The 15,766-nt window shown below is 35.2% G+C and carries 14 protein-coding genes; 4 read left to right on the top strand and 10 right to left on the bottom strand.

Annotation, left to right across the window (positions count from 1 at the left end; translation table 11 throughout):
- Positions 1 to 394: 394 nt before the first annotated feature.
- Entirely contained in the window at positions 395 to 1,021 is a 627-nt protein-coding gene (locus tag ACSHWW_RS13565) for a tRNA-(ms[2]io[6]A)-hydroxylase (RefSeq protein WP_435683007.1), read from the bottom strand.
- A gap of 102 nt (positions 1,022 to 1,123) precedes the next feature.
- Here ACSHWW_RS13565 and ACSHWW_RS13560 point away from each other — a divergent pair, with 102 nt between their 5' ends.
- A complete protein-coding gene (locus tag ACSHWW_RS13560) occupies positions 1,124 to 1,486 on the top strand; it encodes a SnoaL-like domain-containing protein (RefSeq protein ID WP_435683006.1) in 363 nt (120 codons plus the stop codon).
- A 61-nt stretch (positions 1,487 to 1,547) separates the two neighbouring features.
- Here the strand turns inward: ACSHWW_RS13560 and ACSHWW_RS13555 are convergent, their stop codons facing one another.
- Positions 1,548 to 1,973, bottom strand: a complete 426-nt coding sequence (locus tag ACSHWW_RS13555; RefSeq protein WP_435683005.1) for a MarR family winged helix-turn-helix transcriptional regulator — start codon at positions 1,971 to 1,973, stop codon at positions 1,548 to 1,550.
- A gap of 184 nt (positions 1,974 to 2,157) precedes the next feature.
- On the opposite strand from ACSHWW_RS13555, the gene ACSHWW_RS13550 reads away from it, so the two are divergent.
- Positions 2,158 to 2,733 (top strand): outer membrane beta-barrel protein, encoded by a 576-nt coding sequence (locus tag ACSHWW_RS13550; protein ID WP_435683004.1) that lies wholly within the window; start codon positions 2,158 to 2,160, stop codon positions 2,731 to 2,733.
- Positions 2,734 to 2,774: 41 nt separating this feature from the next.
- Here the strand turns inward: ACSHWW_RS13550 and ACSHWW_RS13545 are convergent, their stop codons facing one another.
- Both ACSHWW_RS13545 and ACSHWW_RS13540 read right to left on the bottom strand, forming a co-directional pair.
- Positions 2,775 to 3,323: a hypothetical protein gene (locus tag ACSHWW_RS13545; protein ID WP_435683003.1), complete on the bottom strand. Its 549-nt coding sequence runs from the start codon at positions 3,321 to 3,323 to the stop codon at positions 2,775 to 2,777.
- Entirely contained in the window at positions 3,324 to 4,226 is a 903-nt protein-coding gene (locus ACSHWW_RS13540) for an aldo/keto reductase (RefSeq protein WP_435683002.1), read from the bottom strand. It lies immediately after the preceding gene.
- A 158-nt stretch (positions 4,227 to 4,384) separates the two neighbouring features.
- On the opposite strand from ACSHWW_RS13540, the gene ACSHWW_RS13535 reads away from it, so the two are divergent.
- Positions 4,385 to 6,931: a phosphoenolpyruvate carboxylase gene (locus ACSHWW_RS13535; protein ID WP_435683001.1), complete on the top strand. Its 2,547-nt coding sequence runs from the start codon at positions 4,385 to 4,387 to the stop codon at positions 6,929 to 6,931.
- A gap of 190 nt (positions 6,932 to 7,121) precedes the next feature.
- Here the strand turns inward: ACSHWW_RS13535 and ACSHWW_RS13530 are convergent, their stop codons facing one another.
- The 6 genes from ACSHWW_RS13530 to dnaK form a co-directional block, all read right to left on the bottom strand.
- Positions 7,122 to 7,802 (bottom strand): type 1 glutamine amidotransferase domain-containing protein, encoded by a 681-nt coding sequence (locus tag ACSHWW_RS13530; protein ID WP_435683000.1) that lies wholly within the window; start codon positions 7,800 to 7,802, stop codon positions 7,122 to 7,124.
- Positions 7,803 to 7,920: 118 nt separating this feature from the next.
- Entirely contained in the window at positions 7,921 to 8,229 is a 309-nt protein-coding gene (locus ACSHWW_RS13525; RefSeq protein WP_435682999.1) for a hypothetical protein, read from the bottom strand.
- A 66-nt stretch (positions 8,230 to 8,295) separates the two neighbouring features.
- Positions 8,296 to 8,826 (bottom strand): hypothetical protein, encoded by a 531-nt coding sequence (locus ACSHWW_RS13520; protein WP_435682998.1) that lies wholly within the window; start codon positions 8,824 to 8,826, stop codon positions 8,296 to 8,298.
- 123 nt (positions 8,827 to 8,949) lie between these two features.
- Positions 8,950 to 10,668 (bottom strand): leucine-rich repeat domain-containing protein, encoded by a 1,719-nt coding sequence (locus ACSHWW_RS13515; protein WP_435682997.1) that lies wholly within the window; start codon positions 10,666 to 10,668, stop codon positions 8,950 to 8,952.
- A 38-nt stretch (positions 10,669 to 10,706) separates the two neighbouring features.
- Positions 10,707 to 11,228 carry a hypothetical protein gene (locus ACSHWW_RS13510; protein WP_435682996.1) on the bottom strand — a complete coding sequence of 174 codons (522 nt, stop codon included), beginning with the start codon at positions 11,226 to 11,228 and terminating at the stop codon, positions 10,707 to 10,709.
- Positions 11,229 to 11,661: 433 nt separating this feature from the next.
- Positions 11,662 to 13,554: a molecular chaperone DnaK gene (dnaK, locus tag ACSHWW_RS13505; protein ID WP_435682995.1), complete on the bottom strand. Its 1,893-nt coding sequence runs from the start codon at positions 13,552 to 13,554 to the stop codon at positions 11,662 to 11,664.
- Positions 13,555 to 14,275: 721 nt separating this feature from the next.
- Here dnaK and ACSHWW_RS13500 point away from each other — a divergent pair.
- Entirely contained in the window at positions 14,276 to 15,721 is a 1,446-nt protein-coding gene (locus ACSHWW_RS13500) for an L-serine ammonia-lyase (RefSeq protein WP_435682994.1), read from the top strand.
- The last annotated feature ends 45 nt before the right edge of the window (positions 15,722 to 15,766 follow it).

Here is a 15,766-nt window from a genome sequence, read left to right as displayed (position 1 = left end):
GACTGAAGTCTGCCGCTGTGAATTTGTTCTGTCGCCTGCGGCGTTCTTTTTATTTGCGCCGACTGAAGTCGGCTTTTCTAATCTTTCATTCCGCCATTCCGCGATTGATGTGGAATCTGCTAGTAATGGAATAAGATGATCATTCCACCTCATTTTCCATAATTACTTATTCATTGCTGGCAGACTGAAGTCTGCCGCTGTGAATTTGTTCTGTCGCCTGCGGCGTTCTTTTTATTTGCGCCGACTGAAGTCGGCTTTTTACGTTTATAGTCGTAAAAGACCTTAGTTTATTGACAACTTTTCAATTTTTTAACCTGTTCTCGACTGCGCTCGAACTGACATTTTGTTTTTTACCTCATTCCTCATTCCTCATTCCTCATTCCTCATTCCTCATTTAATGTAATCGATCACCACGTACCTCAAGATCTCCTATAAAACTAGCTTCATAATCAAGCCAGTAGTTCCATCGTACCATAACATCGTCTTCTGGGAAATGCATTTTTGCGAGCTTAAGGAATAATTTATAATGTGCAGCCTCGGCTACCATGAATTTATAATAGAACTCTTGTAAATCTTCGTCTTCTAGGTTTTGCCATAGCGTTTTAAAACGTTCACAACTACGTGCTTCAATCATGGCACAAATCAATAGTTGATCGAGGAAATACCCATCACGGCTTTGACCTTTTTTCTTTCCTTTAACCAGTTTTTTTACATACTCATCTTGACGCTGTAAACCCAGTTCAAGTCCGCGTTCTTTTAACTTAGCAATTACCATTCTAAAATGTCCCCATTCCTCAGTCACTACAGGTGATAAATGCTCTACAATTCCTTCACGTTCAGAATATTGCTGAATTAAAGAAATGATATTACTGGTTGCCTTTTGCTCACAAAATGCATGATCTGTAAGGATGTGCTGTAAGCTGATCGTAGAGATGTTTGCCCATCGTGGATCAGTAGGTAATTTAAGTCCTAATGTAAATTTTTTCTCGGCTTGCATTTTCATAAAACAAAGGTCGTTCATGCAGCGCTGTTAAGCAAGTGAGGACTTATGAATTCATGAAGTTTTAGTTTCAACTGTTTAGAAGTTTTCATAAATTTAGAGAATCTATTAAACTAAAATATCATGACAACACAAGAAGTAGCAAACAAACTGGTAGAATATTGCCGTAGTAATCAAGAAGATAAAGCCTATGAAGAGCTTTATAGCCCTGAAATTACAAGCGTAGAAATGGCAGAACCTATGAAAGAAGTCCAAGGATTTGAAGGACTAGCAAAAAAAGGAGCCTGGTGGAAAGAAAATTTTGAAGTTCACGGTAATAAAGTTTCTGAACCTCTAGTGGCAGACAATCACTTTACCGTAAGTTTCTGGATGGATACCACACATAAACCTAGCGGACAACGTTCTCAAATGAACGAGCTTGCGGTTTACCAGGTAAAAGACGGTAAAATATGGAGAGAGCAATTTTTCTATGATACTCAAGAATAGACTTCAATCGAGCTCATTCAGTAAAGTGTCCAGGTCATAAGTTAACCTAAAGGAACTTGTTTTAGATTTTTGAAAGAAATTCTAAGACAAGTTCTACTTGTTTAGGATCTAAATCTTTAATGAGTCCTTCTTCACGAGCATCTATTGCATCGTCTAGTTTATCTAATACATCTAATCCAGCGATGGTAATCCTAAGTTCAATTTGTCTACGATCTGTTGGACTTTGAATGCGGTTCACAAATTTCTTAGTAATTAATTTATCTATAACTCTTGTAGTATTACTGTTAGAATGAATCATTTGTTCACTTACATCCTGCAAGCTAGCAGCCTCACCTTTACGACCTCTTAAAATACGTAAAACGTTGAATTGCTGTATGGTAAGGCCTTCTGTTTTAACAACTTCACTCACCGAGTCTGTCATTTCAGTACCTTTTTTAATTAAAGTGGTCACAACTCGTCGGGATAGTGGAATATCAGATTCTTTCATTTAGATTTAATTACAATTGAGATAAATACAATATTTGTAACTACAAATTTAAACAGTGTTCTATAAACTAATGTTAATTAATTAACAAAAAAATGTTATCGAGCAAACCTTAAAGTGTAACAATTCACAGAATAAATTATCTTTATTTTACGTTTTATAAAAAAGTGTATTAAAAAAAAGAATTATGAAAAATTTATTTATTGCTATAATCTTATTATTTGCTACCGTTTCACAAGCTCAAACAGATGGTGGTTTTGGTTTAAAAGCTGGATTGAACTACGGCTCAAATGGTGACCTGAGACAAAACGGGCAGACCATCATTGATGATCCAGATGCAAATTTTGGATACCATGTTGGGTTATTTGGTAAAGTGGATTTAGGAGCCTTTTATTTACGTCCAGAGTTGTCTTATACCGTTCTCAATAGTGAATATGACAGTAGCGCTCTTGAGGTTAAAAAGCTGGATGCGCCTGTTCTAGTAGGATTTCATATCGCTGGACCATTGCATGTTTTTGCCGGTCCATCTTTTCAGTATATTCTTGATACCGAATTAGAAAATGTGGAATTACAAGATGTAAAAGAAGATTTTACAATAGGAATGCAGGTAGGAATAGGTGTTGATTTAGGAAATCTAGGAATAGACGTGCGCTATGAACGTGGACTTTCTTCAAATGAGGCTGAGTTCACTAACCTTGGTCAGCTAGGAACCTTAGACACCAGACCGCAACAAATTATTGTAGGTCTTAGTTTAAAATTATAGTAGTACAGTTGTTAGTAATCCGCTTTCGCGAAAGCGTAACTCTACAAACTAAAATTATCATTTACATCTTCAGGATATCCTAATTCTTTTTGCTCCTTTATATGGAGAATGACCATGACGAGCATGATTAAAAAGTGAATTTGAAGATAATCTGCTACGGCGTAATGTAGAAAGGTACTGGTCGTTTGTATAATGACAACAAAGGCATAAATCAACTTGAGCCAGTCCAGTATTTTCTTGTATGGTTTTTTAATGAAGGACAGCGTGTAACAGCCTAATATCCATACGTAACCAAGGATTACAGCAATCTCACCGCCATAATAATGCATGATTTTAAGTAAAGCACCTATTAGAATTATAGCAATTCCGATGCGTGCATATCGATAAAACCGAGTTCTTTTAAACGTTCCAGAGGTGATTAAAAGGTAAAGTCCTGCAAGCTGAGATAGTGCTAGCGCGATTCCTAGATCATCTATAAATAAAACATCACCATCTATGAAATTCCATACCATGATTGCAATAGTTGCTACGTATCCTATGGCAATGATGACATAATTTGTGAAGTGTTTAGAATGTATAATGTTTGCCATTTATGGGATGTTTTCACCTAAAGATGCGACATAAATTTCAAACCATTGTTCTAGATTGAGTTGGGTATCTAAGGCGCTAACTGCAGTCTTCAATCTATTAATTTTTCCAGTTCCTATAACGGGAATGATGTGTGAAGGATGCATCAATAGCCACGCATAAATTACTTTAGATAAATCGCTTTCGCCGATTTGATTTGCGACTTTTTTTAAGGCATCGTGAATCCTTTTTGATTTTTCATCTTGAGGATTCAATAGAGAACCACCGGCAAGAGGCGACCACGCCATAGGTGATATGCGTTTTTCAATTAAATGATCTAGGTTTCCGTTATCAAAATGTTCCAGTTGAGCAGGCGAAATTTCAATCTGATTAGTAACTAAAGGTTCATTGATGTAAGACTGTAATGATTCAAACTGAATAGGTGTAAAATTTGACACTCCTAAGTGATTTACTTTTCCGCTGGTTTTTAAATCTTCAAATGCACTTGCCACTTCCATAGGGTTAAAAAACGGTGATGGACGATGGAGCAATAGAACATCTACATAATCTGTTTTTAAATTTGCAAGAGATTGTTCTACTTGATTAATGATATAGTCTTTACTGTAATCATAATATTTCACTTGACGTTCTGGAAATTTAGCACTCTTGAGCTTGATACCGCATTTAGTAATTAACTGCATTTGTGAACGTAGCGATGGATCTAACTGTAAGGCTTTCCCAAAAGCGGCTTCACATTCATAATCTCCATAAATGTCGGCATGATCAAATGTGGTGACTCCTGCATCAATAGATTGTTTGAGGTAAGTGAGCAACTCTTGATCGCTCATGTTCCAATCCATTAATCTCCAGATTCCTAAGACGATTCTTGAAATTTCTAGTTGTGGTGCAAGTTTTATAGTAGCCATAGTAGTTTAAAGCAACAAATATACAATCAATAATAGATGAAATTTCAACTATTAAATTTCAAAATAGACTCATTTGTATGCTTAAATATTTCCTATAATAGTCGATATTTATATGAACATTATTAAGTCTAATTAAGCCTAGTTTTTATAGAAATTATATGCAAGATCAAGAAAGAGTAGCTGAGTTTAAAAAATCTGTACAGAATAAGTTTAATGTCTATAACAGTCTGTTTTTAAATCTGCCTTACAGTAATATTGAAAACATTGGAATGTTAATACCACTATTAGCAGATCAATCTAAAAAAGGTTTAAGTAATGGTTTGAACCCTAAAGAGATAATGGAATCATTCTTTGAAAATTTTGCATCTGTTCATACTGAGCAAGACCGTATTGATTTCATGTTTAGAGTTATTCAGTATGTGGAACGTCAGGTAGTTCTTTATGATAGTGTTGAAGACGCAGCGTTCCCTAAACTTCAAAAGCACAGTAAGAATTTATCACTTAAGGATTATTTCCAGCTGGTAGAAAAGAATAATTCGTGGACCGCTATAGAAAAGCAATTGAACAGTTTTAGTGCTCGTATAGTTCTCACTGCCCATCCTACGCAATTTTACACGCCAGCTGTACTTGATATTATCGCAAATTTAAGATCGTGCATTAATGATGATAACATAGATGATATAGATGTGGCACTGCAACAATTAGGATTAACGTCACTTGTTAATTCTAAGAAACCTACACCACTTGATGAGGCTAAAAATATTATTCATACACTGCGTCATGTTTATTATGATGCGATAGGAGAGATGTATCGACATATTAAATCAAGCGTAGGAAATGCTCAATTTGATAATCATGATATAGTGAAATTAGGGTTTTGGCCTGGTGGAGATCGAGATGGTAATCCTTTTGTAACCGCAAAAATCACTAAAGAAGTGATGAACGAGTTGCGAGTGACACTTATGAAATGTTACTATAATGAGCTTAAGGAATTACAACGTAAATTAAGTTTCAGGGATATTCAAGATCCTATTGCTCAACTGAGAACCACGTTATATGACGCGATGATTGATGCTAATTATCATATCACTTACAATGATATTATTGAACCACTTCAAGAAATAAGAGTTTCATTAATTGAGAATTATCATGGGTTATATATCAACGACCTTGACGCTTTTATAGATAAAGTAATGATTTTTAAAACACATTTTGCAACTATAGACATACGCCAGGATCATAGCATACATAGCAAAGTGATAGATGCTATTCTTATTAAAAAAGGTTTCATAAAAAATAGTGCCACAGAGTTAGATCAACAACAACTAGTAGATATTTTAATTAATGAAAAATTTGAATTGCAACCTGATGATTTTGAAGAAGCAATCGTAAAGGATACGATTCTCAACATATCGCAACTATCTTCAATTCAAAAAAGTAATGGAGTAGAAGGCTGTAATAGATACATCATCAGTAATTCTGAAGATATTTTTAGTGTTCTTTATGTTTATGCATTATTCAATTGGTGTGGCTGGGCTGATCGAACTATAACATTTGATATAGTTCCGCTGTTTGAAACCATGAAAGGTATGAGAGATGCTCGAGCAACGATGGAACAATTATTCCAATTAGACACGTATAAGAATCACATAATATCTAGAGAAAGCAAACAAACAATCATGCTAGGATTCTCTGACGGAACTAAAGATGGAGGATACCTTAAAGCAAACTGGTCGATTTTAAAAACTAAAGAAACACTGTCTGAAGTTTGTGATGAGCATGAAGTTGCCGCAATATTTTTTGATGGTAGAGGTGGACCACCAGCTCGTGGTGGAGGAAAAACACATAGATTCTATGCGGCGCAACCTAGTAAAGTTGCAAATAATGAGATACAGTTAACCATTCAAGGTCAAACCATCACGAGTACTTATGGAACTAAAGAACAGTTCATTCACAATAGCGAACAACTATTAACTGCAGGACTCTCAAATACTATTTTAAATAAAGAAATTACAATATCCTCTAGCCATAGAGCAATTATTGAAGAATTATCTGAGTTAAGCTTTACTAAGTATGACGCTCTTAAACACCATGATAAATTCATGCCTTATCTGGAACATATGAGTACTTTAAAATATTACTCAAATGCAAACATAGGCAGTAGACCAGGCAAACGTGGTAATAAGGCAAAATTAGAACTCTCAGATTTAAGAGCCATATCCTTTGTAGGTTCCTGGAGCCAGTTAAAGCAAAATGTACCAGGTTATTTTGGGATAGGTAGTGCATTGAAATCTTTTGAAGATCAAGGTCGATTTAATGAAGTAATTCAAATGTATCATGAGGTACCTTTCTTTCAAGCCTTAATGTTTAATAGCATGATGAGTCTTGCTAAATGCTATTTTGAACTCACCAGTTACATGAAGGAAAACCCAGAATATGGAGCGTTCTGGCAAGTGCTGCTTGATGAATATGAACTTTCTAAAAAAATGTTGTTGCAGTTATCTGGAATGAAAGTATTAATGGAGAAAGAAATGATTTCAAGGGAATCCATTAAAATTAGAGAAAGCATCGTACTTCCATTACTTGTAATACAGCAGTATGCACTGCAAATGGTGGCTGTAGATAATGAATTCAAACCATTATATGAAAAAATAGTTACGCGGTCACTTTATGGAAATATTAATGCGAGTAGGAATTCTGCTTAGAGATTTAGTTTTTTTTATACGCTTTCGCGGAAGCGTATTTCAACATCTAAATTACAGTAACACTCAGGTTGACTAACTATGAACAGAAGTTTCATAAGGACTCCATAATCGTAGAAAATTAAAGACTTAACAATAAAAAATAGCCCAAAGACAATTAAATCTTTGGGCTATTTTTATATTCAGAAAGGTTTTACTTCAATCTTTCTAGAAGAATCTCAGCTACTCTTTCTGAAGATGCAGGATTTTGTCCTGTAATTAAAAGTCCATCTTCTACAGCGTAGGTATTCCAGTCATCTTTTCTAGAATAGATAGCGCCATTCTCGATAAGCATGTCTTCCACTAAGAAAGGAACAATGTCTGTAAGTTGAACGGCTTCTTCTTCACTGTTTGTGAATCCAGTAACTTTTTTACCTTTTACAAGTGGTGATCCATCTGTGTTTTTAGTGTTCTTAAATATGGCTGGTGCGTGGCATACAGCGGCTACCGTTTTATTGTTATTGTAAAAAGACTCGATTAAATTGATAGAATCTTTATCCTCAGCTAGATCCCATAATGGTCCATGACCACCTGGATAGAAAACCGCATCATAATCAGCCTCTTTGATTTTACTCAATTCAGTTGTTTTAGATAATTTTTCTTGAGTTTCTTGATCTTCAAAGTATCTTTTACTTGCTGTAGTTTGAGCATCGGGTTGCGTGCTTTTAGGATCTATAGGTGGTTGTCCACCTTTAGGAGAAGCTAGTGTTACGTTAACTCCTTTATCAGTTAAAAGATAATAAGGTGCTGCAAATTCCTCTACCCAAAATCCCGTTTTATCTCCAGTATTTCCTAATTCCTCATGACTGGTTAATACAAATAATACATTTTTCATAGCGTGTGTGTTTTAATATCAGCAAGTTAGTATGTGATGATACTGCCTAGGCTATGATTCACACAACTTTATGTGCTAGGGAAAAGTTAAAAATGATCAAAAGGTAGAACTTTAGAAGCTACTTGAACCAGAACAATAAAATCCAAAATAAATAAGGGAATATTCCAAATAGGAAAAATCCGATTGCAGCAATCCAGAACTGATAATTCCTTGTTTCTTTTTTAACGACACTTATAATCACGTAAATAAGAGTCGCTATTAACAATACAATGGATAATAGGTATAAAGCACTCGCAACTTGTGGTATACTGTCTTGAATTCTAGGAAAGTTAGCATAGTTTGATAATAGAAATAGTTTTATCAAATTGATAATCACCACCCAAATGATAAAGTGAAAAGCCCATTTTTTATAGTTGATGTTGTTCATTTTTTGGTTTTCATTTTTTTTCGACAGTCGATCTGAAATAGATTTTTCTTGAAGTAAAAGACTAATTCACCTTCTTAAAAACCAAGATTTATCATTGAGTTCATCTAAACTTATTCCTGGTTCACCATTCAACTCTTTCATCTTCTCACAAATCTGATCAAAAGTAGCTCCGTCAATCATTGACATGTCAGTGATACGATCAGTTTCTCCAAATCCGCCAGCTCCGATTAGTAATTCTGCTGAAGATCTGAAAACATCACAATAAGCATTTAGGATTTTGAATAATTGTTCAGAGATAATTCTTTCTTTGAATGATAAACTAGAAAACCGTTCTGCACTTCCTAAATTTATAATATTCTCGTAAACGGTTAGAAAAAAGCCATTTCCTTCTCCTATTGTATGTTCGGGATATTTATCACATTTAGGAACATGATTAAATAACCATTTCCCATTAACTTTAGATGTAAACTGTCCATACCTTTCTAAATGTTCAAAGTCAGATTTAAATTTTATAAATACTTCCTCAAACTGTTTTTCAATTTCTTCAATTGAGAGCTCTCTTTCTTTTGGAATAAAACAATCTATAGTTGTTCCCACGACACTTAATTTTTTAATCAATTAAAATTAATTCCCCTAACCTCATATCTATATCACCATATTTTTATTTGACTAATTCGATGGTAAGTTTAATAAAGTGCTTGGACTGTTTTAATTGACCATTTATTTCTTCCTTCTAATTCCCTTTACATAACGTTGCCCGTCTTGTTTTATGACTCTTAAATTAGGGTTTGCATCTTTCAGTTCTTGAATGTTTTGATCACTTATAATCTCATGGTCGACTAATAAATGAGTGAGGTTTTCCAAGTGTGCTACTTCAATAGGAATTGAAGGTATGTTATTATTATGTAACCATAGACTTCTCATTGATTTAAGCTCTATTAATTCACTAGGAAACTCTTTTAGCCTATTAAAGTCCAGAGAAATAGTCTCAAGGTTTTGAAGGTTTTTAAAGGATGAAGGCAACATTTGTATTTCATTACTTCCTAACGATAAATCTTCTAAATACCTTAATTCACCTATTTCTTCAGGAATTGTTTCTATTTTGTTTGCGGCTAGATTAGCATAACGTAGTCTTTTCAATAAGTTAATATCTTTGGGTAAGGTTTTTATTTGAGAAGCGTTACCTATTATGGCATACAAATTATAACAATAGGCAAGTTCATTTCTTAATCTCTTGATACCACCTCCAGAAACATCGAGAACATTGAGGTTCTTTAAATATCTTATTTCTTTAGGTAAATCATGTAAACGGCTATTTCCTCTTAAACTTAAATAACTTAAATTCTTCAAATGCGATATTTCTGCAGGTAGACTTTTAATATTACAACGGTCCATAGAAATACCTTTAATGTTTTTAAGCAATTTTATAGAAGAGGATAGGTTTTTCAAATTAACTCTATTCAAGCTCACAAATTCAAGATTTTCAAATTCTGAGAGATCATTAAAAAGTTGATTTAAGTCTTTAAAATTATTTCCAGAAAGATTTATTCCTTTTAAATTTTTGAATCTTTTTGTTTCTTTAGGTAACGCAGTTAGATTGAGGTTTGAAAGATTGAGTATTTCTATTTCTTTGTTGACACTATTTAAATCATTCAGATTGTGTTTTTTACTTTGAAAAAGATACCTTTGATATAAAGGTCTATACAGTCTATCGTAAGGTAAGCCTATGTCTATCTTAAAATGTTCAATAAATTCCGGAATATCAATATCAAAATGAATTTCATTATAGTCCTCATATATTAGACTTCCTTCATTTATTTGATCCATCAGACTAGGGTTCTCGTTAAGTCCGTAATTAGGTAAAAATGCGGTATCCCAAATAGCTCCACTCTTATTACCATCGAAATATTTAGAATAAATTTTATAATAGTAAACATCTTTAAACTTGAATGTGTTTATAGGATACATAGCAACTTCTTCAAAATAGAAAGCTGCTTTAACAAAATCTTTATTTAGAAAAGAGGAGTACGCCTTGAGCAATAATGTTTTATTTGTGATACCGTAATAAGACTCAATTATCTCTATTTCCTCTAATGCTTTTAAATGTTCTTTTGACTTATAATGAATACCATATTTAAAAAGTCTAGCTTCGATAGACTTATGATTATAAGCGAGATAGATATCTAAATTATTAATAATTTCTGAATGAGAATCAGGATTTTTTAATTGATTAAGATAAGTTGCTTTGCTATAATATAAAGTGGTGTCTTGTGGATTCCTTTTAAGAAGTTCATCCACACATTTGATAGCTTTTGTCCAATTTTCATTATTTACAGCTTCTTGGCAAGCAGCTTTTAATGACGGATCTGACAAGTTTTCCACACAGGATGAGCTGGCTAGTACCACAGCTAAGAAAATGATTCTATAAATAAATCTCATTATAGTAAACTTAAACAAGAATTGAATGGCATCTCATATTACTTCTTCTCCTTCTTCAAATCCACCATTTCAAAGATATAAGGATCTGTTCCTAGCATAATGAAATCTACTTGCATCGTAAACATCACATTCTTCTGTGATTTATCTTTAAAGATGAGTAAGCCTTCATAGCCTGGCTGTCCGAGTTTAAATACAGCTCTCGTTTTATATAGAAAATCTACAAACTCTATTTTCTTCCAGTTGATGTTGAACTTTTTAGCTGCTTCTCTTATTGCGTCATGATCTTCCTTGAGAAGCTCTGAATATCGAGTTCTGGAAACACCTTTAATAATTGCTTTATCCTCAGCACTCATTAATAACTCAGGAGAATCTGCTGCTTTATTTAAAAGAATTAAAGAAACCATGTGACTCTTATAAGTCGATAGACCAAAAGCTTCTTTATCGCTGATGTCCTCAATCATTTCATAAGCTTTCTTCTTCATCAAGTTCAGCGTTTCATTTTGCGCGGTGCTGATTTGGAAAAGGAAGAGTAGAAGTAGGGTTGTAGTTATGTTTTTCATAGATTAATTACAAATTATAAAATCAAAGATAAAGCTTGTGATTATCTTGATCCTGTCATGCTGAATTTATTTCAGCAACTTTTGTTGTGTAGTTTTAAATATTTTCAAGATCGATTACCGCCGAATCTGCTCTGCAGCAGATTGACATTTGAAAACTGTTCTCGACTGCGCTCGAACTGACAAATAATTCCCTAACCAACTTCTGCGCAAGCGAAAAAAACACAAACAAAAAAAATCCCCAAACCAAAAGTTCAGGGATTTTCAATATGATTGTTTACTGTCACTGCGACTGTAAACTAAATAAGCGTATTTAAAAAGGCTCTGAAATTATCCAGAGCCTTTCATTTTATAAAAGCAGATCCTAAATCTGCGCTATCGCTTGTTTAGGATAAGCGATACGTAAAGTTTTGCAATTACAAAACTAACGTTCTGCTTACTTCACTTCTTCAAAATCTACATCTTCCACATCACTTGTGTCGTCAGTAGCATCAGCGCCAGCGTCTGGTCCAGGTTGTGCACCTTCAGCTTGAGCTTTATACATTTCTTCACTTGCACCTGTCCAAACTGTGTTTAGTTTTTCTAGTGCAGGATCAATAACTGCGATGTCTCTAGTTTCATAAGCTGCTTTCAACTCGTTAAGCGCTTCTTCGATAGGTGCTTTCTTGTCAGCTGGTAACTTATCACCAAATTCTTCTAACTGAGATTCAGTTTGGAAAATCATTTGGTCTGCCGCGTTCAGCTTGTCTGCAGTTTCTTTTGCTTTTGCATCAGCATCAGCATTTGCAGCAGCGTCTTGCTTCATTTTCTCGATTTCTTCCTCGCTTAAACCTGAAGAAGCCTCGATACGGATATCTTGTTTCTTACCAGTTGCTTTATCCTCAGCACTTACTTTAATGATACCGTTAGCATCTATATCAAAGGTTACCTCGATTTGTGGCGTTCCTCTTCTTGCTGGTGGAATGTCAGATAAGTGGAAACGACCTATCGTTTTATTATCTGCCGCCATAGAGCGTTCTCCTTGAATAACGTGAATCTCAACACTTGGTTGATTATCTGCCGCCGTAGAGAATACTTGTGACTTTTTAGTTGGTATTGTTGTGTTAGACTCAATTAATTTAGTCATAACACCACCCATAGTTTCAATTCCTAGAGAAAGTGGAGTCACGTCAAGTAAAAGAACATCTTTTACATCACCTGTTAAAACACCACCTTGAATAGCAGCACCTACAGCAACAACTTCATCAGGATTTACACCTTTAGATGGAGCTTTACCGAAGAATTTCTCAACAGCTTCTTGTACAGCAGGAATACGAGTAGAACCACCTACAAGGATAACCTCATCGATATCTCCAGTTGAAAGACCTGCGTTTTTCAATGCAGTCTGACATGGCTCAATCGTTCTTTTTACTAGATCGTTGATTAATTTTTCAAATGCAGACTTAGTTAATGTCTTTACTAAGTGCTTAGGACCACTTGCAGTAGCCGTTACATATGGTAAGTTAATTTCAGTTTGTGCACTTGAAGAAAGCTCAATCTTTGCTTTTTCAGCAGCTTCTTTAAGACGTTGTAAAGCCATAGGATCTTTTCTAAGATCGATATCTTCAGCAGCTTTAAATTCGTCAGCTAACCAGTCTATGATTTTTTCATCAACATCATCACCACCTAAGTGAGTATCACCGTCAGTTGCAAGTACTTCAAAAACTCCGTCACCTAACTCAAGGATAGAAACGTCATGCGTTCCACCACCAAAGTCAAATACCACAATCTTCTGATCTGTATCTTTCTTATCCATACCATAAGCTAGTGCAGCAGCAGTAGGCTCATTAATGATACGTTCTACTTTAAGACCTGCGATCTCACCAGCTTCTTTAGTCGCTTGGCGTTGAGAATCGTTAAAGTATGCAGGTACTGTAATTACAGCTCCAGTTACTTCATGACCTAGGTAATCTTCTGCTGTTTTCTTCATTTTTTGAAGAATCATAGCACTTAATTCTTGTGGCGTGTAAAGACGACCATCGATATCCACACGTGGCGTATCGTTATCTCCTTTTACCACTTTATACGGTACACGTCCAGCTTCGTTTGAAACCTCGCTGAATTTGTTACCCATAAAACGCTTGATAGAAGCAACCGTTTTAGTAGGGTTAGTTACCGCTTGTCTTTTTGCAGGATCTCCTACTTTAATCTCGCCACCTTCTACAAAGGCGATCACAGATGGAGTCGTGCGTTTTCCTTCAGCATTAGGAATTACTACAGGCTCGCTTCCTTCCATTACAGAAACACAGCTGTTTGTTGTCCCTAAGTCTATTCCGATAATTTTACTCATTATAATTGTATTTTAATTTTTGTTTGCAATTTTTTACACTTTCCATAAGTCAATGTTTGTGCCATGACATTCATCGTGACATGATGTCATTTTAGTTGTAAAACTGTCACTTAATGGAGTGTTAATAATCACGCTTTCGCGAAAGCGTATTCTTGAAGTTTTTGTAGTGTTTCATTGTTGTTATAACATCCCATCGTGTATCCAACCACTCCTGATACTCCTTCGACAAGCGAAGGATCATCTGTCCTCGCCTTTTCTAAGGCGAGGAGCTTTTACAGAAAAGAACCCAAAAGCTCCTTTCCTCAGATGAGGAAAGGTGGGCAAAGTGAGCGAAAGCGAATTTTGGTCGGAAAGGTTGATTCACGGATTTTAATTTTGAAAATCTTCTGGGTATCATCGCTCTAAATCACCCCATGCCAATCGGCAGGCAGGCTTCCCAAGAAGACTTTTAAAAAGTAATTGTAAAAGCATTTCCCTTCAGACGAAGGGAAAACAGATACTTCAGCTTGCTGAATATCAAAAGGGTTTGACTCACGAATCTATTATGGAACAAAGATTCATTTAAAAACAGAAACTAATTCTTTTAATTGAAAACTAAAATGAATGTTACCAAAGCTAGTTATAAACACAAATAATATAAATTTTTAAAACCACAATAACTACTATATTTGACGCTAGTAATAACGTTATAGTAGTACTAAAATAAGAGCATTCCTAGTTTATGATTGAACCAGCAAAAAAGATAGAATCCATAAGTGTATTTGATATGCTTAAAATAGGTGTCGGACCATCGAGTTCGCACACACTTGGACCATGGCGTGCTGCAGGACGATTTATTCAAAAACTTAAAGACACTCAAAAAATAGGACTGGTTAAAGGAATAGAAGTAGATCTTTACGGTTCTTTATCTCTTACAGGAATAGGGCACGCCACTGACATTGCTGTGATCATGGGATTGCTAGGTGCAGATCCAGAGACTTGCGAGATTGAACAAATTCCTGACGAAGTTGCTTATCTCAAAGAACAAAAGAAATTACAAATCGATGGAGTTTATCTCATCGACTTTAATCCAGCTGCTCATATTCATTTCCATAAGAAGTTTTTACCATATCATCCTAACGGTATGCGTTTTAGAGCATTTCTAGATAATGGAAAAACCATTTCAGAGAAATATTATTCCATCGGTGGTGGTTTTGTAGTTCAAGAAGAACGTAAACGTGCCAAGCAAAAACGATTGGATTTTGAATGTTTTCCCAGACCTATAGAAAAAGCCAAAGACCTTGAAGATTATTGTAAACGTGAAGTACGCAATGTGTCTGACATTATTTTAGAAAACGAGCGCTACTTACATACCGATGAGGAAATAGATGCTCGATTGAAAGATATCTGGGATGTGATGCTGGATTCCATGTACATAGGTTGTCATACTGAAGGAACACTTCCTGGCGGATTAAATGTGCGACGTCGTGCTTATGACACGCACATGAAACTCAAAAAAGGAGCTGAGTATAAGGATAAATATGAATGGATTGATTCCATTAGAGGAACTGAAGTAAAATTCCGTGAGATCTTAAAATGGGTTTCTTGTTTTGCACTTGCCGTTAATGAAGTTAATGCTTCACTAGGTAGAGTAGTAACTGCACCTACTAATGGTAGCGCTGGAGTCATTCCTGCCGTGATGATGTATTATATGGTCATAGAAAATCACGATGCAGATTTTGAAGACATTAAAAAATATTTACTGGTTGCTGGAGCAATAGGATCTTTATTTAAAAAAGGAGCTACGATAAGCGCAGCTATGGGCGGTTGTCAAGCAGAGATAGGAGTGAGTAGTGCCATGGCCGCTGGAGCACTTACAGAACTCATGGGTGGAACACCTGCACAAGTACTTATGGCAAGTGAAATTGCTATGGAACATCATTTAGGAATGACTTGCGATCCTATAGGTGGACTCGTTCAAGTTCCATGTATAGAAAGAAATGCTATGGGTGCGATAAAAGCAATTAACGCCTGTGAAATGGCACTCGATGCAGATGCTGCTCATGCTAAAGTTCCTCTAGATAAAGTCATTGAAACCATGTGGCAAACCGCTCAAGACATGAATACCAAATATAAAGAAACCAGCGAAGGTGGACTTGCGGTTAACGTTGGGTTATCTGATTGTTAAATAGCCATAGATTCATCATAGATTTTAAGAAAATCCTATAATTCT

This window comes from Nonlabens sp., assembly GCF_051251825.1.
GTDB lineage: Bacteria > Bacteroidota > Bacteroidia > Flavobacteriales > Flavobacteriaceae > Nonlabens.
The sequence above is the reverse complement of the archived record's forward strand: the minus strand, read 5'-3'. Positions and strand labels throughout refer to the sequence as shown.